We start from the raw sequence: 20,880 nt of genomic DNA, 5'->3' as shown, positions 1-20,880 counted from the left end.
TCTAGGCGTTCCGTCCTCTCTATCAGAAGGCCGGGCCAAGACAAGAACCCCTCGGATGTCGCAAGCCGGGTGCGGCCAAAGCGGGGCACAGGGGTCTGGGGTTTTTCGGGCGTAGCGGGCGGTTTCAACTCGAGGAATTCGAGTTGTGGTTGGCTCGGCAGGAGACGGGTTGATGGCGTTGAGGCGTTTCTGTTCGGTCGCGTTGCTGGTGGGGTGCTGGCTTGTCGCTTCCGTCAGCACAGGATTTTCGGCCAAGGATTCGGCCGCCACCACGAGCGGCCTGCCGGTGCCGCGCTATGTCAGCCTCAAGTCCGATCATGTGAATGTGCGGGCCGGTCCGACCAAGGACAATGATGTCGCCTGGGTCTACACCCGCTCGGGCCTGCCGGTCGAAATCACGGCCGAGTTCGAGAACTGGCGCCGCGTGCGCGATTCCGAAGGATCCGAGGGCTGGGTCTATCATTCGCTGTTGTCCGGCCGCCGCACTGCGGTGGTGACCATGAAAACCAAGGACGAGCTGGCATCGCTCTATGATCGTCCCGATCGGACCAGCGCGATTGCGGCCCGCCTGCAGGCCGGCGTCGTCGCCCAGGTCAAGAAATGCACCAATGGCTGGTGCCGCGTGATCGGCAACGGCTTTGACGGCTGGATCGAGCAGCAGCGCCTGTGGGGCGTTTACGCCGATGAGAAGGTGGATTGAGGCGCGCACCCGCGTCTTGCGCAGAGCCGTAGGGTGGGCAAAGCGAAGCGTGCCCACCATCTCTATTCGCGATTTCGGATAGACCGTGGGCACGGCGCAAATGCGCCTTTGCCCACCCTACGAGCTTATGCGGAGGTCAGCGCTTCTTGCGCAGCCGCACGACCATGTCGATGCGAGCGATCTCGTAACCCTCGGGCACGTCGGGCATCTTCGACAGCACCAGATGCGGATCGGGAATGTCGACCAGCTCGTGGTTGTTCTCGAGATAGAAGTGGTGGTGTGCGGTGACGTTGGTGTCGAAATAGGTCTTGGTGCCGTCGACCGAGACCTGGCGCAGCAGGCCGGCATCGGTGAGCTGGTTGAGCGTGTTGTAGACGGTGGCGAGCGAGACCGGGACCTTGGCCAGCGTCGCTTCCTCGTACAGCATTTCCGCCGTCAGATGGCGGGCGCCCTTGCCGAACAGCAGCCAGCCCAAAGCCATGCGCTGCCGGGTGGGCCTGAGACCCGCGGCCTGCAACATTTCGTTGACGTCGTGCCAGGGACAACCGGTCAACGCCGGCTGATGTCCGGCGGCACGGGCGGCCGGATCGATACCATCGTCGTTCAGGGGCGAGGCTTGGTCGTTCATGTCCACTTCGGATACCACACGCGCTAACTTGGGCAATAATCTTGCCCAATATAAAAGGAAATCAGGTAGATGCAAGTTTTTCGCAACTAGAACCGACCCAAGGTGAGGGCGGAACAAGCGCGCCCAACGCGGCGTTTTAGCCCGTTCCGGTGCTTTCCCGGGCCCTAATGCCTATGTTACAGAGCGCGCGGACCACATATGCGATTTCGGCAGAGGCTAATGCCGATAGCACCCTAAGTAGCGCCAAATTGCGGGAACAAACGTTTCCGTCGGGAAAACGGGTCCGGTTCGCTCAAAAAGCGCTCCATCGGGACATCTAAGGTAAAGGCTGAATACGATGCTGGATCGCCGCAGCGGTTATGAATACGAGGACCTACTGGCCTGTGGCCGCGGCGAGATGTTCGGCCCGGGCAATGCCCAATTGCCGCTGCCGCCGATGCTGATGTTCGACCGCATCACCGAGATTACCGACAAGGGCGGCGAATTCGGCAAGGGCCTGATCCGCGCCGAGCTCGATGTGACGCCGGACCTCTGGTTTTTCGGGTGCCATTTCAAGAATGATCCGGTCATGCCGGGCTGTCTCGGCCTGGACGCGATGTGGCAGATGGTCGGATTCTACCTCGGCTGGATCGGCGGCGAGGGACGCGGCCGCGCGCTGGGGCTCGGAGAATTGAAGTTCTCCGGCCAGGTGCTGCCGAACGCCCGCAAGGTTGTGTACAACATCGACATGAAGCGCGTGATGCGTTCAAAGCTGGTGCTCGGCGTCGGCGACGGCTGGCTTTCCATGGATGGCGAGATTATCTATCGCGCCAAGGACCTGAAGGTCGGGCTGTTCAAGCAGGGCACCGCGCCAGGCTAAAATGGCGCGACTGCACAACGAACATATTTCACAGACGAACGAAACGGTAGGGCGAGGCGATCATGAAGCGGGTTGTCATTACGGGGATGGGCATTGTCTCGTCCATCGGAAACAACACCCAGGAAGTGCTTGCGAGCCTTCACGACGCGAAATCCGGCATCAAGCGCGCGGAGAAGTACGCCGAGATGGGTTTTCGTTCGCAGGTGCAGGGCGCACCGACCATCAATCCGGCTGACGTCATCGATCGGCGCGCAATGCGCTTCCTCGGCGAGGGCGCGGCCTGGAATCACATCGCTATGGAGCAGGCTATCCAGGATTCCGGCCTGACGCCGGCGGAAGTGTCCGACGTTCGCACCGGCATCATCATGGGCTCGGGCGGGCCGTCCGCGCGCACCATTGTCGAATCCGCCGACATCACCCGCAGCAAGGGTCCGAAGCGGGTCGGACCGTTTGCAGTGCCGAAGGCGATGTCGTCGACCGCGTCTGCCACGCTTGCGACCTGGTTCAAGATCAAGGGCGTCAACTATTCGATCTCGTCGGCCTGCGCGACCTCGAACCATTGCATCGGCAATGCCTATGAGACGATCCAGATCGGCAAGCAGGATGTGATCTTCGCGGGCGGCTGCGAGGAGCTCGACTGGTCGCTGTCGGTCCTGTTCGACGCGATGGGCGCGATGTCCTCGAAATACAACGATACGCCGGCCACCGCCTCGCGTCCCTACGACGTCAGCCGTGACGGCTTCGTCATCGCCGGCGGCGCCGGCGTCGTCGTGCTGGAAGAGCTCGAGCACGCCAAGGCGCGCGGCGCGAAAATCTACGCCGAGGTCGTCGGCTATGGCGCGACCTCCGATGGCTACGACATGGTCGCGCCGTCGGGCGAAGGCGCCGAGCGCTGCATGCGCATGGCGCTGTCGACGGTGAAGACGCCGGTCGACTACATCAATCCGCACGCGACCTCGACGCCGGCCGGCGATCCCCCGGAAATCGAGGCGATCCGGAAAGTGTTCGGCACCGGCGACAAGTGCCCGCCGATCTCGGCGACCAAGGCGCTGACCGGTCATTCGCTCGGCGCCACCGGTGTGCAGGAAGCGATCTATTCGCTGCTGATGATGAACAACGGCTTCGTCTGCGAAAGCGCCCACATCACCGAGCTCGATCCGGTGTTTGCCGACATGCCGATCGTGCGCAAGCGCATCGACAACGCCAAGCTCGGCACCGTGTTGTCGAACTCCTTCGGCTTCGGCGGCACCAACGCCACGCTGGTGTTCAAGCGGATGGATGCGTAATTTCGTTTTTAGCCCTCCTCGCTTGCGTCGAGAGATCGGCAGGCGGCGGGCGGGACGCTGCTACAATCCGAAACGGGGTAAGCATGATCATTGAACCGCGCGTGCGAGGCTTCATCTGCACGACGGCACATCCTGTCGGCTGCGCCAGGAATGTCCGCGAGCAGATCGCCTATGTTCTCCGCCAGGGGGCTGTTCCGGAATTCCCCAAGCGCGTCGCCGTGCTGGGATGTTCGACGGGCTATGGTCTCGCGAGCCGCATCGTTGCGACCTTCGCAGGCGGCGCCGAGACCATCGGCGTGTCGCTGGAGCGCGAGCCCACGGCAACGCGAACAGGCAGCGCCGGCTGGTACAACAACCGCGCATTCGAGATCGAGGCCGAGAAGGTCGGACGATCTCCCCTCACGCTCGAGGGCGACGCCTTCTCCGACGAGTTGAAGAAGACCTTCATCGACAATGTGCGCGAAAAGTTCGGACAGCTCGACATGCTGGTCTACAGCATGGCGGCTCCGGTTCGGACCGATCCGGTCACGGGCAAGACCTGGCGCTCGGCGATCAAGCCGCTCGGCGCTCCCGTCGAAATCAAGACCCTCAATACCGAAACCGGCGAGGTCTATGAGACGACCATTGCGCCGGCGAGCGAGGATGAAGCGACCGCAACGGTAGCGGTGATGGGCGGCGATGACTGGAAGCGCTGGATCGACCAGCTCGCGGATGCCGGTGTGCTGGCGCCGGGCTTCCGGACGCTGAACTACACCTATATCGGCAGCGAACTGACGTGGCCGATCTACTGGAACGGCACGCTGGGTCGCGCCAAGGTCGATCTCGACCGCAAGGCGGAAGCGATCCGGGGCCGGCTCGGGCAGGACGCGGCCCGCGTGGTGGCGCTGAAGGCCGTCGTCACCCAGGCAAGCTCCGCCATTCCGGTAGTGCCGCTCTATGGGACGGTGCTGTTCAAGGTGATGAAGCAGCTCGGCAATCATGAAGGATGCATCGAGCAGATCGATCGCCTGTTCCGAACTAGCCTTGGCTCGGGTGCCGAACTTGACGAGGCCCAGCGCCTCAGGGTCGACGACTGGGAGCTTTCATCAGAAGTTCAGGCGGAAGTGTTGCGACGATGGCCGCTGCTTTCCACGGAAACGCTCGGCGAATTGGCAGACCTTCCAGAATACAGCAGCCAATTCCTTCGCCTGTTCGGCTTTGGCATCGACGGTGTCGATTACTCACAGGACGTGGACCCTCGCGTCGTCACATGAGCCGCGCGGGAAACCACTCTACTTTGCATGGGGTTGTTTTACAGTTTTCGTAGGGTGGGCAAAGGAGCGTTAGCGACGTGCCCACCATCTATCCCCGAACGCGCCTCCAAAATGGTGGGCACGCTCCGCTTTGCCCACCCTACGATTCACCCCGCGGCGATCTTTTCCGCGCGTTGAAACGCCGGGCGCGCCACGCAGCGGTCGATATAGGCATCGAACGAAGGCCGCGGCGGCACCATCTTGAACAGGCGCACCGCGAAGTTCAGGCCTGAGCCGAGCATGATGTCGGCGGCCGAAAATTTTTCGCCGAGAATCCATGGCCCCTTCTGCAACGCGGCATCGAGCACGTCGAGGGTCTGCGCGGCGCTTCCCCACGCCGCCGTGCTCGGCGGCACTTCGAGCTTGGTGAAAAGCTGGATCAGCGCCGGTTCGATGCAGGCAGGCGAAAAGAACAGCCATTGCAGATACCGCGCCCGCAGCGGATCGGTTGCCGCCGGCGCGAGGTTGGTTTCCGGATAGCGGTCGGCAATGTAGGCGCAAATCGCCGCCGCTTCGCCGAGCGCGGCGTCGCCGTCCTTCAGCCCCGGCACCTTGCCCATCGGATTGATCGCGAGATATTCCGGCGTCTTCTGCGCGCCCGTGGTGATGTCGGTAAGCACCCGCTCGTAAGGCAGCCCGCTTTCTTCGAGCAGCCAGAGGGCGGAGATCGAGCGCGAGCGGGGCGACCAGTAGAGCTTTATCATTCTGTAACTCCTCTTCCGATTAGCCGAAGGTGAGTTCTGTCGGTGCGATCTCACTCCTGCTTGAGATAAGCCGCGACCGCCTTGTCCAGTCTGGCTGCAAGTAAGGCACGGGTATGATCGCGCAGGGTCGAACTGGCGACCGCGTCCGCCGGCGATGCCGGGAAGTCCTCGGCCTCAAGCTTGGTGAGCGGGTCTTGTCCCAGGCGTCCAAAGCTCCCCGCAAGGATGGCGCCCAGATCTGCCGACGGTCTTTTAGCGATGGCGAAACTCTGGCCGTCAAATACCCTCACCACAAAATTGGCGAACAGGGACGTGTTGCTGAAGGGTCCCGAGCCGTGGTGCAGCACGCCAATGCCTGGGAGCGACTGATTAGTACCCTGCAACTGTGCTGCGTAGGTCGTGAAAACGAAATAGCGAGCACAATTCGAACTTGCCGCAATCTGTCTGACGACGGAGGTCAGCTCTTCGTCGTCGTTCCGGAATAGCCTCGTTGGAGGATGGTAATATGGCTCGAACGCGCCCTTGGAATAGGCGATCTTTCGCACGTTGACGCCGGAGGTGGCCGCGCGAACGCGAGCGACAACGAGATCGTCAAGACCCCACGCATGAATGGGTACCTCCGTCAGCTCGTTCCCGAATACGGTAAGGCCGACTTTCTGAACGGCAAACTTGTCGCCGATCGCGGAGATGATACCGATCTGGCATGGGCCGCTCTCGGCTGGCGCGGACTGCTTGGCAGCGGCTTTGCTCTTCGGTGCAGGTTTCTTGGCGGCGGGCTTGACAGCAGGTGTGTCGGCTTGCGTGGCCGCTCCCGGCGGCGACGGGATTTGTGCCGATGCTGAAACGACGAAGCATGCAAGCAAAGTCGCGGCAACGAATATTCTGACCATAGGAGCTCGATAACGGAAGACGCGCGTTGGAATTTTGAAACTACAGCGTGCGAAGACGACGTGCAACACGAAGATGCTTCGCGCTCCTCGGATCAGTCGCCCTTCCGCCATCGATAATATTTCATAACGCGGCCGATCGCCGGCTCGACCTCCTCCTTCTCGAACACAAAACCTTCGCGCTCGTACCAGCGCCAGGCTTTTTCATTCTCGCGCACGCAGCGCAGCCAGATTTCGTCAGGCATTTGTTGCCGTGTGAAGGCAAGCAGTTGGCGTCCAAGACCGTCACCCTGATATTCGGGCGCAACGAACAATTGATCGAGATAACGGTCGGGCAGATGCAGCGTGAGCATCGCCGCCAATTTTCCGTTGTCGTCGGCGACGTAAAGGCTTGAGCCCTTCTCGGCTCCCATCGCAATGCGTGCACGCAATCTCGCGAGCACGGCATCGCTGGCATCTTCCAGTCCCGTCGATACCCAACTGTTCATCCAGACCCGGGCGACTTCGTCATATTCGTCCGGTCGGACAGGACGGATGATGGGTTGCGGCATGGCGATGCTTCCGGGCTTCCCTTGCGACGGTTGGATTCGAGGCGACCCGTTCCCCCATGAACATGGGAGGACAATGCCGCTGCGCACGGTGCACTTTCGGCCGTAACGGCCATGTCCGCAATGCCTGCATGCAAGGCATCTGCGCGGTCCCCTTGTACAGCTTTCACGGAGGAAGTGACGTTGCTGACGCGCTGGATTTGCTTGCATTTGCTGACAAGCGCGGCCGGCCTGATCATGGCGGGCGCGGGCGGACCGGCCTTCGCGCAATCCGCGATCTGGGATACGGCGCTGTCCAATTCGCATTGGATGTGTCGGTCCCGCAACTCCTGGCCTATGCCGCGCCGAGAACCGGCTTCTCCAATCCGATTCCGATCGGCGATCAGACGCTGTGGTCGCTCGGTACGGCCAGCAACGGCGCATTCACCGGTATCAGCAGCGCGCAACTCGCGATCGGGCCGGCGCAGCATACCGAGAATTCGACGATCCAGGGTTTTGTCACGACCGCGGGACAGATCACCATGGTGTTCACGCCGGTCGGCGGCGGCGTGGTGACCGTAGGCCTCGGCCAGATGCGCCTCGTCAACGGCGTGACGCAGATGGAAATGCAGATGATCACGGGCGACAACCTCTTGATCACGCATTGGGCCTACATGGTCCCGTATGATCCCCTGACCTTCGTGCCGCCGGCGCCGCAGCCCGTGATGGCCAATTCGGTGCCGAAATGGGCGTGGACCTCGGGCAGACGCTGGCGCATCACCAGCCCTTCGATGTTCGGCACCATGACGCCAGGTCGCTTCGTGGTGAGCGATTATCAGAACGGATACTTCTGGGGCAGCGGCGCGGCGCCCACTGGAAGTAACGCCGGCAATTTCACCCTGCTCAGCTCCATCACCCCCGAGGGCCGGGTGCTGTTCAACACGCTGTCGCGCGGCAACCTCACCAGCCTCTATGGCTCCGCCTCCGGCGACGCGTCGGGTGCGCAAATGCTCGTCAGCACCTACGATCTCTCCGGCAATCCGACCGGAGGATGGGCCAACATCTCTCTCGTTCAGCCCTATGCCGAGGTGTTGGCAGGACAGAACAACCGCGCGGGCCTAGGTGCGGCTGTTGTGCTCGACCAGATGGCGTCGACGCCGCTTGGGTTGACCGGCGCGATGGCGCCGACGTTTTCGATTCTCGATAACCTGGATGCGCCGGCGCTCTCGAATGCCATCAGCCAGACCTTGCCCGTGCTCGCAGGCGCGGCGTCGCAGGCGACCTACGCCGCGCAACGCGGGCTTCAGCAAAGCGTCTACGGCCGGCTTGATGACGCCTACGGCCTGCGCACGGGCGGAACGGCGACAGAGCGAAATGTCTGGCTCAAGCCGCTCGGCGGCGGCGCCAGCCAGGGTAGCAATGATGGCGCGCCGGGATATCGTGCGAATGGCGGCGGCCTCATAGCCGGCGTCGATATGCCGGTGTCGTCGCGAGCGGTGCTCGGCGGATTGTTTTCGTATGGGCATCAGAACATCGCGGGCAGCGATCCGACTGTGCCCAACCGGCTCGGGCTGGATAATTATCAACTCGGGCTCTATGGCGCCTATGCACTGAGGCCTGGCACCGAAATCGATTTCCTGCTCGATGGCGGCATCAATCAGAACCGCGTCAACCGCTCGCTCTCGTTCGTAGGCAGCACAGCCGCCGCCGATTATCTCAGCTATACCGGTCATGCCGGGGTTGCGGTCAAGCAGCTCATTCCGGTCCACGAGAGACTTTCGCTGCTGCCCTCGCTGCGGCTCGACTACGCGCAGGTGCTTAGCCGTGCCTACAGCGAAAGCGGCGCGGGCGGATTGAACCTCAATGTCGCGTCGCAGCTCTATCGCGAACTGATGCTGAGTGCAGGCGTGAAGGGCACGTATCGGATCGCCGACCGCCTTTGGCTTACTGCCGACGGCGCGGCCGGTTACAATCTGCTCAACAATCGGCTGCAGATATCGGCGGCATTCGCGGCCGGTGGCGACAGCTTCGTCACCACGGCATTCAGCCAGTCGCCCTGGCTCTATTCGGCGGGCATCGGACTGGCGTCGCAGCGGACGGACAATCTGGATCTCAGCCTGCGCTACGGCGTGCAGACCAGCCCTTCCGGGCTTCTGAATCAGACGGGATCGTTTGCGCTCAGGATAAAGCTCTAGTTCGCCGCGAGTCCGGCCTCGCGTATAATCGCCGTGCTTTCCTCGTATTCCTTCTTCTGGAAGCTCGCAAAGGCCTCCGGGCTCGCGGAACCCCTGGGCTCCAGACCTTCCCTGCCAAGTGCCTGCAGGAGCGACTTGTCGGCTATCACGGATTGAATCGCCGCGTGGAGTTGGGTGATGGTGGACAAAGGTGTCTTCACGGGTGCGAAGACGCCAAACCATCCAACCGAATCCATCCCCTTGAGGCCGACTTCGTTGGCTCCTGGAATGTCCGGCATCACGGAAGACCGCTCCGCGCTCGTTGCGCACAGCGCTACAAGTGCACCTGAGTTGACATGCGGCAGGATTGTCGGAGGTGTTCCGATGATCATCGGGATGTTGCCACCCAGGACCGCAGTAACTGTCTCGGCGCCACCCTTGAACGGGACGTTGACCAGCTTGATCCCGGCGATCCTGGATATCTGGACAGCGGGTATCTGGAAGCCGACGTTGGAAGTTCCGTAGAACACTCCATCGCGCTCCCGTTTTGCTTTTGCCAGAAATTCTGCCCAGTTCTTCACGCCATAGCCGGCTGATACGGCGACGAGACTGGAACTCGTCGTCACCTGGGAAATCGGCGCAAGCGCCGTCAGCGGATCGTACGACAGCTTCAGCATCGATGGCGCAATCACCTGGGAGACATTCGAGCCGAGAAAAAGCGTATGCCCATCCGGTTCGGCGCGCACCGTCTGCACGGCTGCGAGTGTCGAAGATGCGCCGGCAAGGTTCTCGATGAGGTGCTTGGCACCCAATACCGCATCGAGGCGATGGGCCAATTGGCGCATCGTCAGATCGGCAGAGCCGCCCGGAGGGAATCCGACGAGGAAGCGGATGATTTTCGTAGGGTACTGCTGCGCGCGTGAGGCAGTCGGCAATGCGAGGGCCGCAGCCGCTGAAATCGAGCAGTGCAGGAAGCGCCTTCGGTTCATTTTTCTTCCTCCCGGTAGGTACTCTAGGTGCGCGCCTACCAAGAAGACAAGGGTGCCGACATTTTCCGGCCTGCGGTCTAACTACGGTCGTTCGGCGGCTTCCGCGACGGCGATTTCGCCTCGCGCTGTGCGCGTAACGCGTCGGCGGCGAGGCAAACCACTTCGGATATCTGCTGAAGTTGTCCGGCGAGCGGGCTCGTCTTGCGCCAGACCATGCCGATGGTTCGCGACGGCTGCGGATTCCTGAAACGGGCGACGGAGACCGCCGCCGAGCGGGTTTCCACCCCGACCGCCATTTCCGGGATCAGGGTGACGCCGATGCCGGCGCCGACCATTTGCACCAGCGTCGACAGCGAGCTTGCATCCAGCACTTCCCGCGGCGGTGAGGATTGCATGTTGCAGAACGACAGCGCCTGGTCGCGGAAGCAGTGTCCCTCTTCGAGCAGCAACAGCCGCATTTCGCGCAGCGTCTCATGGCTCGGCACCGGCGTTCCCTCGTCCTCGCCCGGCCGCACCAACAGGAAATTCTCAGAGAAACAGATGACCTCGGTCAGCGATGGCTCGGATACCGGCAAGGCGACGATCGCCGTATCGAGCCGTCCCTCCACGACCTCCTTGATCAGTTTCGGCGTCAGCGTCTCGCGGACGTGAATGTCGAGCTCGGGGTGCATGCGCGCCAGGTTCTCGATCACCTTGGGCAACAGATAGGGCGCGATCGTCGGGATCATGCCGATGCGCAACCGCCCCGCCAGCCGATCCCGCGACGCCCGCGCGAAGTCGCCGAGCTCATCGACCGAGCGCAGGATATCGCGGACGCGCTGGACGATCTCTTCCCCGAACTTCGTCAGCGTGACCTGCCGGGCGCTGCGCTCCAGCAGCACGCCGCCGAGCACTTCTTCCATTTCCTTGATCTGCATCGACAGCGCCGGCTGCGAGATCGAACACGCCTCGGCCGCGCGCCCGAAATGGCCGTGACGCGCCAGCGCATCGAAATAGCGAAGTTGTCTGAGCGTCATCTGCATCATCAGAATATCTTATCAGATCGATCATTAAAATCAACTTCACCTGATGGAAGCCGGCGCTTAGATTGCTTCCAATTCCAGACTGGAAGGACCATCAGGAGACAATCATGGACGACAAAACCAAATGCCCGTTCTCGGGCGGCAATCGCGCGCGCACGAACCGCGACTGGTGGCCGGACGCGCTGGACGTATCGGTCCTGCACCGCAATTCCACTCTCTCCGATCCGATGGGTGAGGCGTTCGACTACGCCAAGGAGTTCAAGACGCTCGACCTCAACGCCGTGGTCAAGGACCTCACTGCCTTGATGACGGACTCGCAGGAATGGTGGCCGGCCGACTTCGGTCACTATGGCGGGCTGATGATCCGCATGGCCTGGCACAGCGCGGGCACCTACCGTATCACCGACGGCCGCGGCGGCGCCGGCGCCGGTCAGCAGCGGTTTGCGCCGCTGAACAGCTGGCCTGATAACGCCAACCTCGACAAGGCGCGCCGGCTGCTGTGGCCGATCAAGCAGAAGTACGGCCAGAAGATTTCCTGGGCCGACCTGATGGTTCTCGCGGGCAACGTCGCGCTGGAATCTATGGGCTTCAAGACCTTCGGCTTCGCCGGCGGCCGCGCCGATGTCTGGGAGCCCGAGGAGCTGTTCTGGGGGCCTGAAGGCACCTGGCTCGGCGACGAACGCTATAGCGGCGAGCGCCAGCTCGCGGAGCCGCTCGGCGCCGTGCAGATGGGCCTGATCTACGTCAATCCGGAAGGGCCGAACGGCAAGCCGGACCCGCTCGCAGCGGCCAAGGATATCCGCGAAACCTTCTTCCGCATGGCGATGAACGACGAAGAAACCGTCGCCCTGATCGCCGGCGGCCACTCCTTCGGCAAGACCCACGGCGCCGGCGATCCGTCGCTGGTGGGAGCGGATCCGGAAAGCGGTGCGCTCGAAGACCAGGGTCTTGGCTGGAAGAGCAAGTATGGCACCGGTATCGGCGCCGACACGATCACCGGCGGACCGGAAGTCACCTGGACGCAGACGCCGACCAAGTGGAGCAATCTGTTCTTCAAGAACCTGTTCGAAAACGAATGGGAGCTGACGAAGAGCCCGGCCGGCGCGCAGCAGTGGAAGGCGAAAGGCGGCGAAGCCTCGATCCCGGACGCCTACGACAAGTCGAAGAAGCATGTGCCGACCATGCTGACCACCGACCTGTCGCTGCGCTTCGACCCGGCCTATGAGAAGATCTCGCGGCGCTTCTACGAGCATCCGGAGCAGTTCGCCGACGCGTTCGCGCGGGCCTGGTTCAAGCTCACGCACCGCGACATGGGTCCGATCGCGCGTTACCTCGGCCCGCTGGTGCCGAAGGAAACGCTGATCTGGCAGGACCCGATCCCGGCGGTGGATCATCCCGTCATCGGCGAGCAGGACATCGCTGCGCTGAAGACGAAGATTCTCGGCTCCGGCCTGTCGGTGCCCCAGCTCGTCTCGGCGGCATGGGCGTCGGCGTCGACGTTCCGCGGCTCCGACAAGCGCGGCGGCGCCAACGGCGCGCGCATCCGCCTCAGCCCGCAGAAGGACTGGGAGGTCAACCAGCCGGCCGAGCTCAAGACCGTGCTCGGAAAGCTCGAAGCGATCCAGAAGGAGTTCGGCAAGAAGGTTTCGCTGGCCGACCTGATCGTTCTCGGCGGTGTTGCGGCGGTGGAAAAAGCCGCCAAGGACGCCGGCGTTGACGTGAAGGTGCCGTTCACGCCGGGTCGCGCGGACGCATCGCAGGATCAGACCGACGTCGAGTCCTTTGCGCCGCTCGAGCCGCGTGCCGACGGCTTCCGCAACTACGTCAACAGCAAGAAGCATCAGTTCATGTCGCCCGAGGGGGCGTTGGTGGACCGGGCGCAGTTGCTGCGGTTGACGGGTCCGGAGCTGACGGTTCTGGTCGGCGGTCTGCGCGTTCTCGGCGCCAACGCCGGCAACTCCAAGCACGGCGTGTTCACCAAAAAGCCGGGCACGCTGACGAACGACTTCTTCGTCAACCTGCTCGACATGAGCACGCAATGGCAGCCCGCCGGCTCTGATGGCACCTATGAAGGCCGCGACCGCAAGACCAATGCGGTCAAGTGGACCGGCACCCGCATCGACCTGATCTTCGGCTCGCACGCGCAGCTCCGCGCGTTTGCGGAAGTCTACGCCTCCGCGGACGCGAAGGCGAAGTTCGCAAAAGACTTCGTGGCGGCGTGGACCAAGGTGATGAACCTCGATCGGTTCGACATCGCCTGATCATTACGAAAGCGATCTGGAAAAACAAAAAAGGGCGGCCGAGAGGCCGCCCTTTTCACATAAGTCGCTCAGATACGATGCGCTTACACGCCGAGCGTACCGGCCTTCGCTGCGGCATAACGTTCGGCGATCTTGGCCCAGTTCACCGTATTCCACCACGCCTTGAGATAATCGGCGCGGCGGTTCTGGTAGTTCAGATAATAGGCGTGCTCCCAGACATCGTTGCCCATCAGCGCGCGCTTGCCGTCCATGATCGGACTGTCCTGGTTCGGGCGGGTCTCGATCGCGAGCTTGCCGTCCTTGGTGACGGTCACGAACACCCAGCCCGAACCGAACTGGCGTCCGCCGGCGGCGTTAAAATCGTTCTGGAATTTTTCCAGGCCGCCGAGATCGCGATCGATCGCGGCCAGCACCTCGCCTTCCGGCTTGCCACCGTTCGGACCCATGATCTGCCAGAACATGGTGTGGTTGGCATGGCCGCCGAGATTGTTGCGGACAGTGAACTTGATGCTGTCGTCCAGCGCATTCAGATTGCCGAGGACGTTCTCGATCTTCGCCGTTCCCAGTTGCGGATTGGTCTTGGCGGCGTTGTTCATGTTGGCGACATAGGCCGCGTGATGACGGTCGTGATGGATTTCCATCGTCTTGGCGTCGATATGCGGTTCGAATGCATTGGTCGGATAGGTCAGCGGCGGCAGCGTGAAGGGGCCGGTTGCGGCGGCGGGCGCCGGGGCTGGTGCCGCGGCCTGCGCAAAGACGATACGCGGCGCCGCTGCCGCGGCGGCTAGTCCGGTTGCAGCCAGCATCAAATGGCGCCGGGACATGGATAACATTGGTTTTCTCCTTATCTGTGAATGAACAGGTAGGTATCTGTAACGGGACGCCGCTAGGCGCGCTGCGCGCGACAAGCTACGGGCGACCGCAGGGATCGGGTTCCGTTTTTTTGTTCTTACGATCCTGCGGCGGAATTGCACAGGTGCCTCAATACTCCCAGTATACCGCGCAGGCAGATAACAAAAAAGGGCGGCCTTTCGGCCGCCCTTTGTTCACATTCCAGCGATGCCTTACTCGCCGGCGGCTTCGCGCTGCGGCGCTTCCGCCTTCTGCTTGGCCTCGAGGTCCTCGCCGGTTGTCTGGTCGACTACCTTCATCGACAGCCGGGTCTTGCCACGGTCGTCGAAGCCGAGCAGCTTGACCTTGACCTTGTCGCCTTCCTTGACGACGTCGGAGGTCTTCTGCACGCGCGCCGAAGCGAGCTGGCTGATGTGGACGAGGCCGTCCTTGGCGCCGAAGAAGTTCACGAACGCGCCGAACTCCATCACCTTGACCACGGTGCCTTCGTAGATCTGGCCGATCTCCGGATCGGAGGCGATCGACTTGATCCACTTGATCGCGGCCTTCATCGCCTCGCCGTCGTTGGAGGCGACCTTCACGGTGCCGTCGTCCTCGATGTTGACCTTGGCGCCGGTCTTCTCGACGATCTCGCGGATCACCTTGCCGCCGGTGCCGATCACTTCACGGATCTTGTCGGTCGCGATCTTGAAGGTCTCGATGCGCGGCGCGTATTCGCCGAGCTCGGCGCGGGCGTTGGTGAGCGCCTTGGCCATTTCGCCGAGGATGTGGATGCGTCCTTCCCTGGCCTGGCCGAGGGCGACCTTCATGATCTCCTCGGTGATGCCCTCGATCTTGATGTCCATCTGCAGCGAGGTGATGCCCTGGTCGGTGCCGGCCACCTTGAAGTCCATGTCGCCGAGATGATCCTCGTCGCCGAGAATGTCGGACAGCACCGCAAAGCGCGAACCTTCGAGGATGAGGCCCATCGCGATACCCGCGGTCGGCCGCTTCAACGGAACGCCCGCATCCATCAGCGCCAGCGAGGCGCCGCACACCGAGGCCATCGACGACGAGCCGTTGGATTCGGTGATCTCGGAGACCACGCGCACCGTGTAGGGGAATTCGTGGTGCGGCGGCAGGACCGGGTGGATCGCGCGCCAGGCGAGCTTGCCGTGGCCGACTTCGCGGCGCTTGGTGCCGCCGAGGCGTCCGGTTTCACCGACCGAGTAGGGCGGGAAGTTGTAGTGCAGCAGGAACGTCTCTTTGTACGTTCCCGACAGCGCGTCGATATACTGCTCGTCTTCGCCGGTGCCGAGCGTGGTCACGACCATCGCCTGGGTCTCACCGCGGGTGAACAGCGCCGAACCGTGAGCGCGGGGCAAGACGCCGACTTCGGCGACGATGTTGCGCACCGTCTTGACGTCGCGGCCGTCGATGCGCTTGCCGGTGTCGAGGATGTTCCAGCGAACGATCTTGGCTTCGAGCTCCTTGAACACGCCGGCGATGCGCAGCTTGTCGTATTTCGGCTCCTGCCCTTCCGGGAAGTAGTGCGCGATCACCTTTTCCTTGGCCTTGCCGACGGCGGCATAGCGATCCTGCTTGATCGGAATAGCATAGGCCGTGCGCAGCTCCTGCTCGATCAGGCCGAGCATTTCCTTCTCGATCGCGCTGTTGTCGATGGTGGTGACCTCGCGCGGATCCTTGGCGGCCTTCTCGGCCAGTTCGATGATCGCCTTGATCACCGGCTGGAAGTGGCGATGGCCGAACATGACCGCGCCGAGCATGATCTCTTCCGAAAGCTCCTTGGCTTCGGATTCGACCATCAGCACCGCGTCGGTCGTGCCGGCGACGACGAGCTCGAGCTGCGTGTCGGTCATCTCGTCGAGCGTCGGGTTGAGAATGTATTCGTCGTTGCTGAAGGCGACGCGTGCGGCGCCGATCGGTCCCTTGAACGGGGCGCCCGACAGCGTCAGCGCCGCGGAGGCGGCGACCATCGACAGCACGTCGGGATCGTTTTCCATGTCGTGCGAGAGCACGGTGACGATGACCTGGGTTTCATTGCGCCAGCCGTCGGCGAACAGCGGACGGATCGGGCGGTCGATCAGGCGGGAGACCAGCGTCTCCTTTTCGGTCGGACGGCCCTCGCGCTTGAAATAGCCGCCGGGAATGCGGCCCGCGGCATAGGTCTTTTCCTGGTAGTCGACGGTCAGCGGCAGGAAGTCGACGCCTTCACGCGGCGCTTTCGCGGCGACGACGGTGGCGAGCACGACGGTCTCGCCATAGGTGGCGACAACGGCGCCGTCGGCCTGACGGGCGATCTTGCCGGTTTCCAGCTTGAGGGGACGTCCACCCCAGTCGATCTCGACGGAATGCTTATTGAACATAGTGGTCTTCTTTCATGGGTTCCCGAGAGCTCGGAGCCCAAAAACACAAAGACCATGCGCAAGACGGCGAGATGCTGGTCGCTTTTGCGAGATCAGCATCTGGCGATCCTGCCATGGTCTTCATCTTTCGGATGGCGTCCATCCTCTCGGCAGTCACGGGCACCTTGCCCTGCCCAGCGGCCGGATTGCTGCTGGACGTTTGTCGAGCATGATCCTCATCGGACGATGCTCCTTGCGCATGATCGTCTCCAACAATCGGAGTCCGTTTTCTTCGGGAAATCATGCGAAAACGCGCGCAAGTTGCGCGCGCGTACTCTCAAATCAACGACGAATGTTATGCTTTTCGAGCAACGCCTTGTAACGCGCCTCGTCCTTCTTCTTGATGTAGTCGAGAAGGGAGCGTCGCGTCGACACGAGCTTCAGGAGGCCGCGGCGTGAATGATTGTCCTTCACGTGGGTCTTGAAGTGGCCCGTGAGATTGTTGATGCGTTCCGACAGGATCGCAACCTGAACCTCGGGCGAGCCGGTGTCGCCGGCTTTGGTGGCATTCGTCTTGATGACTTCCGCTTTGCGTTCGGCGGTAATCGACATCGTCAAACTCTCTCATTGCTGCGACCGGGGCTGGCAGTCAGCCCGGTCAGGTTGAACACGCGCTTGGGGATGAGTTCGCCATTGCCAATTTCGGCGAGGGCCAGAAGCCGGCCTGCCACCGTGACATAGACTGTGCCGCTACTATTGGGCGCATCCCGTCCGCGCAACAAAACGGCCTGGCCCCGGTGGAGCCTTGCCGCATCAGCCCGTGTGACGGCCAGTGCCGGGATGTCGTCCAGCGCGGTCTCAACGGGCAAAAGCGCGTCGGCGAGGCTTCCCTCGCCAGACGCGGCTCTATTGCATAAAGCCTCCAACTCTTCCAGCGGAATCATGTCCGTCTCGCGGAATGGGCCGACCAAGGTCCGCCGCAACGCGCAGATATGGCCGAAACAGCCCAGAATCCGGCCGATATCGCGGGCCAATGCCCTTACATAGGTACCTTTGCCGCACTCGGCCTCGAACACGGACTGGCCGTTATCGCCATGTTCCACAAGGGTTAATTCGTGAATCTCGACCGGCCGGGGCTTTAATTCGACAGTTTCGCCGTCCCGCGCCAGATCGTAAGCCCGCTCGCCCTGGACCTTGATCGCCGAATATTGCGGCGGGATCTGCTCGATCAGGCCGGTGAACTGCGGCAGCAGGGCCCGGATCGCCTCCGCCGACGGCCGGAGGTCGGAGGTCCTGACAACCCGCCCCTCGGTATCGTCGGTATCGCGCTCCTCGCCCCAGGCGACCGTAAAGCGGTAGCGCTTGCGGCCGTCCATTACGAAGGGAACAGTCTTGGTGGCTTCGCCGAGCGCGATCGGCAGGCCGCCCGAGGCCAGCGGATCGAGCGTGCCGGCATGGCCGGCGCGCTTGGCCTGGAACAGGCGCTTGAGAACCGCGACCGCATGCGTCGAGGTCATGCCGATCGGCTTGTCGAGAATGACCCAGCCATGGACGTCGCGCTTGTCGCGTCGGGGCTGATTGTTCTGGTGCGGCTGCTTCTGGCGCGGATCGTTATTGGTGCGGCGCTCGCCATCGCCGGCGCGACGTTCGTCGTCGTCAGCGCGGCGCTCGTCGCGCGGCTCACCTGAAAATTTTTTTTCTTCACCGGCGTGCGAATCGGCAGCTTGCTGCGCGATCGCGCGGTTGGCGGAGGGCATCGTCATCACTTGTCGTCCGAATCGGGTGCGAGGTCGCGTTGCACCGCAGGGGTTCTCAGTAATTTCTCGATCCGTTCCGCTTCGTCGAATCGTTCGTCGACGCGAAAGCGGAGGTCAGGGGAAAATTTTAAGTTAACGCGATGAGCGATCTCGCCGCGCAGGAATTTCTTGTTGCGATCGAGCGCCGCGAGCACGATGTCGGTGTCGCGACCGCCGAGCGGCATTACGTAAATCGTCGCAAGCTTCAGGTCGGGTGACATCCTCACCTCGGGAACGGTGATGATGTGGCCTTCGAGGTCGGGGTCGTGAACGTTACCCTGCGACAGAATGTCGGCGAGGGCATGGCGCACGGTCTCGCCGACGCGCAATTGTCGCTGCGAGCCGCCGGGAGCGGAACCCTTGTTGTGGTGACGGGGCATTAGAGTCTCTCATAGCCGTCAAGCCCGCGCGTCTCGCGGGCATCACGTCTTGCTTGTTAAATCAGGATCAGGACGTGGATGCCCGGAACAAGTCCGGCCATGACGCCACATTCTCAGTCAATAAAATCCGAAGCTCTTCGCAAGATTTGGACTTACAGAGAGCGCTGGATCGTCTCCACGCGATAACATTCGATAATGTCGCCGACACGCATGTCGCCGTAATTCTCGAACGCCATGCCGCATTCCTGGCCGGATTGCACTTCCTTCACTTCGTCCTTGAAGCGCTTCAGCGTCGACAGCTTGCCCTCGTGCACCACGACGTTGTCGCGGATCAGGCGAACATTGGCGCCACGCTCCACGGTGCCGTCGGTGACGCGGCAGCCGGCCACCTTGCCGACCTTGGAAATGTTGAACACTTCCAGGATCTGGGCATTGCCCAGCATGGTTTCGCGCAGCGTCGGCGCGAGCAGGCCGGACATCGCCTTTTTGATGTCGTCGACGAGATCGTAAATGATGTTGTAGTAGCGGATCTCGATGCCGTTGCGCTTGGCGGCCGCGGCGGCTTCCTTGTTGGCTCGCACCGAGAAGCCGATGATCGCCGCATTGAAGCCTTCCGCCAGCGTGACGTCGGATTCGGAGATGCCGCCGACGCCCGCATGCAGGATGCGCGCGGCAACTTCCTCGGTACCGAGCTTTTCCAGCGATCCCAAGATCGCTTCGAGCGAGCCCTGCACGTCGGCCTTCACGATCAGCGGGAATTCCTTGCGGCCCGCGGTCTTGAGCTGCGACATCATCTGCTCGAGCGAGCCGCGCATGCCGGAAATCGACGCTGCGGCGTTCTCGCGCTTCTGGTGGGCACGGTAGCTCGTGACCTGGCGGGCGCGGGCTTCGTTCTCGACGACGGCAAGGCGGTCGCCGGCTTCCGGCGGGCCGTTGAAGCCGAGCACCTCGACCGGCACCGAAGGTCCGGCCTCGTCGATGTTCTCGCCCTGGTCCGAGATCAGCGCGCGGACGCGGCCCATCTCGGCGCCGGCCACGATGATGTCGCCGACCCGAAGCGTGCCGCGCTGGACCAGCACGGTGGCGACCGGGCCGCGGCCGCGATCGAGCTTGGCTTCGATCACGGTGCCTTCGGCGGGCCGTTCCGAATTGGTCTTGAGGTCGAGCAGTTCGGCCTGCAGCGCGATCATTTCGAGCAGCTTGTCGAGATTGGTCTTGTTCTTGGCGGAGACCTCGACGTCGACGACTTCACCGCCGAACGATTCGACCTGAACCTCGTGCTGCAGCAGTTCGGTGCGCACGCGCTCCGGCTTGGCGTCGGGCTTGTCGATCTTGTTGATCGCCACGATCATCGGCACCTTCGCCGCCTTGGCGTGGTTGATCGCCTCGATCGTCTGCGGCATGACGCCGTCATCGGCCGCAACCACCAGGATCACGATGTCGGTGACCTTGGCGCCGCGCGCGCGCATCGCGGTGAACGCGGCGTGGCCGGGCGTGTCGATGAAGGTGATCTTCTTGCCGCTTTCCGGCGAGGTCACCTGATAGGCGCCGATATGCTGGGTGATGCCGCCGGCTTCGCCCGACACTACGTTGGCGTGGCGGAGCGCGTCGAGCAGCGACGTCTTGCCGTGGTCGACATGGCCCATCACGGTGACGACAGGCGAGCGCGGCTCGGTATCGGTGGTGTCGTCGACGATGTCGAACAGGCCCTCTTCCACGTCGGACGCGGCGACGCGCTTGACGGTATGGCCCAATTCCTCGGCGATCAGTTGTGCGGTGTCGGCATCGATCACGTCGGTGATCTTGTGCATCGCGCCCTGCTTCATCAGCAGGCGGATGACGTCGACCGCGCGTTCCGACATGCGGTTGGCGAGTTCCTGGATGGTGATGGCTTCCGGAATCGTGACCTCGCGGATCAGCTTTTCCTTCGGCTCGTTGGAGGCGTGGCCCTTCAGGCGCTGGGTACGGCGGCGGAACGAGGCGATCGAGCGCTCGCGCACATCGTCATTGAGCGCGGTGACCACCGTCAGGCGGCCGCGTTCCTTTTGCGGCCCGGGCTTGTGGGTGGTCTTGGGAGCCGCTGCGGGGCGCATGGCGCCGCCGGGGCCGCGCCGAACCTGGCGCGGACCTTCGTCCTCGTCGGAGCCATCGGCGGCAACGCCTGGCGCGCGGGCGGGC

General features: G+C 62.8%; 18 protein-coding genes. 6 read left to right on the top strand and 12 right to left on the bottom strand.

What is annotated here, in order from left to right:
- Window positions 1-172: 172 nt before the first annotated feature.
- On the top strand, window positions 173-700 hold the full coding sequence (locus CQ12_RS22410) for an SH3 domain-containing protein (RefSeq protein WP_057837473.1): 528 nt from the start codon (window positions 173-175) through the stop codon (window positions 698-700).
- A gap of 136 nt (window positions 701-836) precedes the next feature.
- Here CQ12_RS22410 and irrA read toward each other — a convergent pair whose 3' ends face one another.
- The gene (gene irrA / locus CQ12_RS22405; protein ID WP_057837472.1) at window positions 837-1,328 is read right to left on the bottom strand and encodes an iron response transcriptional regulator IrrA; all 492 of its coding nucleotides are present in this window, start codon (window positions 1,326-1,328) and stop codon (window positions 837-839) included.
- A 337-nt stretch (window positions 1,329-1,665) separates the two neighbouring features.
- Here irrA and fabA point away from each other — a divergent pair, with 337 nt between their 5' ends.
- The 3 genes from fabA (at window position 1,666) to fabV (ending at window position 4,726) form a co-directional block, all read left to right on the top strand.
- Window positions 1,666-2,187 (top strand): 3-hydroxyacyl-[acyl-carrier-protein] dehydratase FabA, encoded by a 522-nt coding sequence (gene fabA / locus CQ12_RS22400; protein ID WP_057837471.1) that lies wholly within the window; start codon window positions 1,666-1,668, stop codon window positions 2,185-2,187.
- 62 nt (window positions 2,188-2,249) lie between these two features.
- Entirely contained in the window at window positions 2,250-3,473 is a 1,224-nt protein-coding gene (gene fabB / locus CQ12_RS22395) for a beta-ketoacyl-ACP synthase I (RefSeq protein WP_057837470.1), read from the top strand.
- Between the two features lie 83 nt (window positions 3,474-3,556).
- Window positions 3,557-4,726 (top strand): enoyl-ACP reductase FabV, encoded by a 1,170-nt coding sequence (fabV, locus tag CQ12_RS22390; protein WP_057837469.1) that lies wholly within the window; start codon window positions 3,557-3,559, stop codon window positions 4,724-4,726.
- Between the two features lie 146 nt (window positions 4,727-4,872).
- Here the strand turns inward: fabV and CQ12_RS22385 are convergent, their stop codons facing one another.
- The 3 genes from CQ12_RS22385 to CQ12_RS22375 all read right to left on the bottom strand — a co-directional run bounded on the left by CQ12_RS22385 (window position 4,873) and on the right by CQ12_RS22375 (window position 6,907).
- Window positions 4,873-5,469 carry a glutathione S-transferase family protein gene (locus tag CQ12_RS22385; RefSeq protein WP_057837468.1) on the bottom strand — a complete coding sequence of 199 codons (597 nt, stop codon included), beginning with the start codon at window positions 5,467-5,469 and terminating at the stop codon, window positions 4,873-4,875.
- A gap of 50 nt (window positions 5,470-5,519) precedes the next feature.
- The gene (locus CQ12_RS22380; RefSeq protein ID WP_057837467.1) at window positions 5,520-6,359 is read right to left on the bottom strand and encodes a hypothetical protein; all 840 of its coding nucleotides are present in this window, start codon (window positions 6,357-6,359) and stop codon (window positions 5,520-5,522) included.
- A gap of 92 nt (window positions 6,360-6,451) precedes the next feature.
- On the bottom strand, window positions 6,452-6,907 hold the full coding sequence (locus tag CQ12_RS22375; RefSeq protein ID WP_057837466.1) for a GNAT family N-acetyltransferase: 456 nt from the start codon (window positions 6,905-6,907) through the stop codon (window positions 6,452-6,454).
- Between the two features lie 308 nt (window positions 6,908-7,215).
- Here CQ12_RS22375 and CQ12_RS22370 point away from each other — a divergent pair, with 308 nt between their 5' ends.
- Window positions 7,216-9,078, top strand: coding sequence for an autotransporter outer membrane beta-barrel domain-containing protein (locus CQ12_RS22370; protein ID WP_245310084.1), 1,863 nt, complete (start codon window positions 7,216-7,218; stop codon window positions 9,076-9,078).
- Here the strand turns inward: CQ12_RS22370 and CQ12_RS22365 are convergent.
- Both CQ12_RS22365 and CQ12_RS22360 read right to left on the bottom strand, forming a co-directional pair.
- Window positions 9,075-9,893 carry a Bug family tripartite tricarboxylate transporter substrate binding protein gene (locus tag CQ12_RS22365; protein ID WP_198164227.1) on the bottom strand — a complete coding sequence of 273 codons (819 nt, stop codon included), beginning with the start codon at window positions 9,891-9,893 and terminating at the stop codon, window positions 9,075-9,077. The genes CQ12_RS22370 and CQ12_RS22365 overlap by 4 nt on opposite strands.
- A gap of 230 nt (window positions 9,894-10,123) precedes the next feature.
- Window positions 10,124-11,071 carry a LysR substrate-binding domain-containing protein gene (locus tag CQ12_RS22360; protein WP_057837464.1) on the bottom strand — a complete coding sequence of 316 codons (948 nt, stop codon included), beginning with the start codon at window positions 11,069-11,071 and terminating at the stop codon, window positions 10,124-10,126.
- Window positions 11,072-11,175: 104 nt separating this feature from the next.
- Between CQ12_RS22360 and katG the strand changes: the two genes are divergently transcribed.
- Complete coding sequence (gene katG, locus CQ12_RS22355) at window positions 11,176-13,329, top strand: catalase/peroxidase HPI (protein WP_057837463.1); 2,154 nt, start codon at window positions 11,176-11,178, stop codon at window positions 13,327-13,329.
- A gap of 83 nt (window positions 13,330-13,412) precedes the next feature.
- Here the strand turns inward: katG and CQ12_RS22350 are convergent, their stop codons facing one another.
- The 6 genes from CQ12_RS22350 to infB form a co-directional block, all read right to left on the bottom strand.
- The gene (locus CQ12_RS22350) at window positions 13,413-14,162 is read right to left on the bottom strand and encodes a superoxide dismutase (protein WP_057837462.1); all 750 of its coding nucleotides are present in this window, start codon (window positions 14,160-14,162) and stop codon (window positions 13,413-13,415) included.
- Between the two features lie 231 nt (window positions 14,163-14,393).
- Window positions 14,394-16,547 carry a polyribonucleotide nucleotidyltransferase gene (gene pnp, locus CQ12_RS22345; RefSeq protein WP_057837461.1) on the bottom strand — a complete coding sequence of 718 codons (2,154 nt, stop codon included), beginning with the start codon at window positions 16,545-16,547 and terminating at the stop codon, window positions 14,394-14,396.
- Window positions 16,548-16,868: 321 nt separating this feature from the next.
- A complete protein-coding gene (gene rpsO, locus CQ12_RS22335) occupies window positions 16,869-17,138 on the bottom strand; it encodes a 30S ribosomal protein S15 (RefSeq protein WP_028347859.1) in 270 nt (89 codons plus the stop codon).
- 2 nt (window positions 17,139-17,140) lie between these two features.
- Window positions 17,141-18,289 (bottom strand): tRNA pseudouridine(55) synthase TruB, encoded by a 1,149-nt coding sequence (gene truB / locus CQ12_RS22330; RefSeq protein ID WP_157088403.1) that lies wholly within the window; start codon window positions 18,287-18,289, stop codon window positions 17,141-17,143.
- Window positions 18,289-18,702 (bottom strand): 30S ribosome-binding factor RbfA, encoded by a 414-nt coding sequence (rbfA, locus tag CQ12_RS22325; protein ID WP_057837459.1) that lies wholly within the window; start codon window positions 18,700-18,702, stop codon window positions 18,289-18,291. The genes truB and rbfA overlap by 1 nt, the downstream gene beginning before the upstream one ends.
- A gap of 152 nt (window positions 18,703-18,854) precedes the next feature.
- Window positions 18,855-20,880: translation initiation factor IF-2 (gene infB, locus CQ12_RS22320; RefSeq protein ID WP_057837458.1), on the bottom strand; the 2,026-nt coding region annotated here is incomplete at its 5' end.

The sequence above is a fragment of the Bradyrhizobium jicamae genome (assembly GCF_001440395.1).
Classification (GTDB): domain Bacteria; phylum Pseudomonadota; class Alphaproteobacteria; order Rhizobiales; family Xanthobacteraceae; genus Bradyrhizobium; species Bradyrhizobium jicamae.
This window is presented reverse-complemented; position numbering and strand designations above follow the sequence as displayed.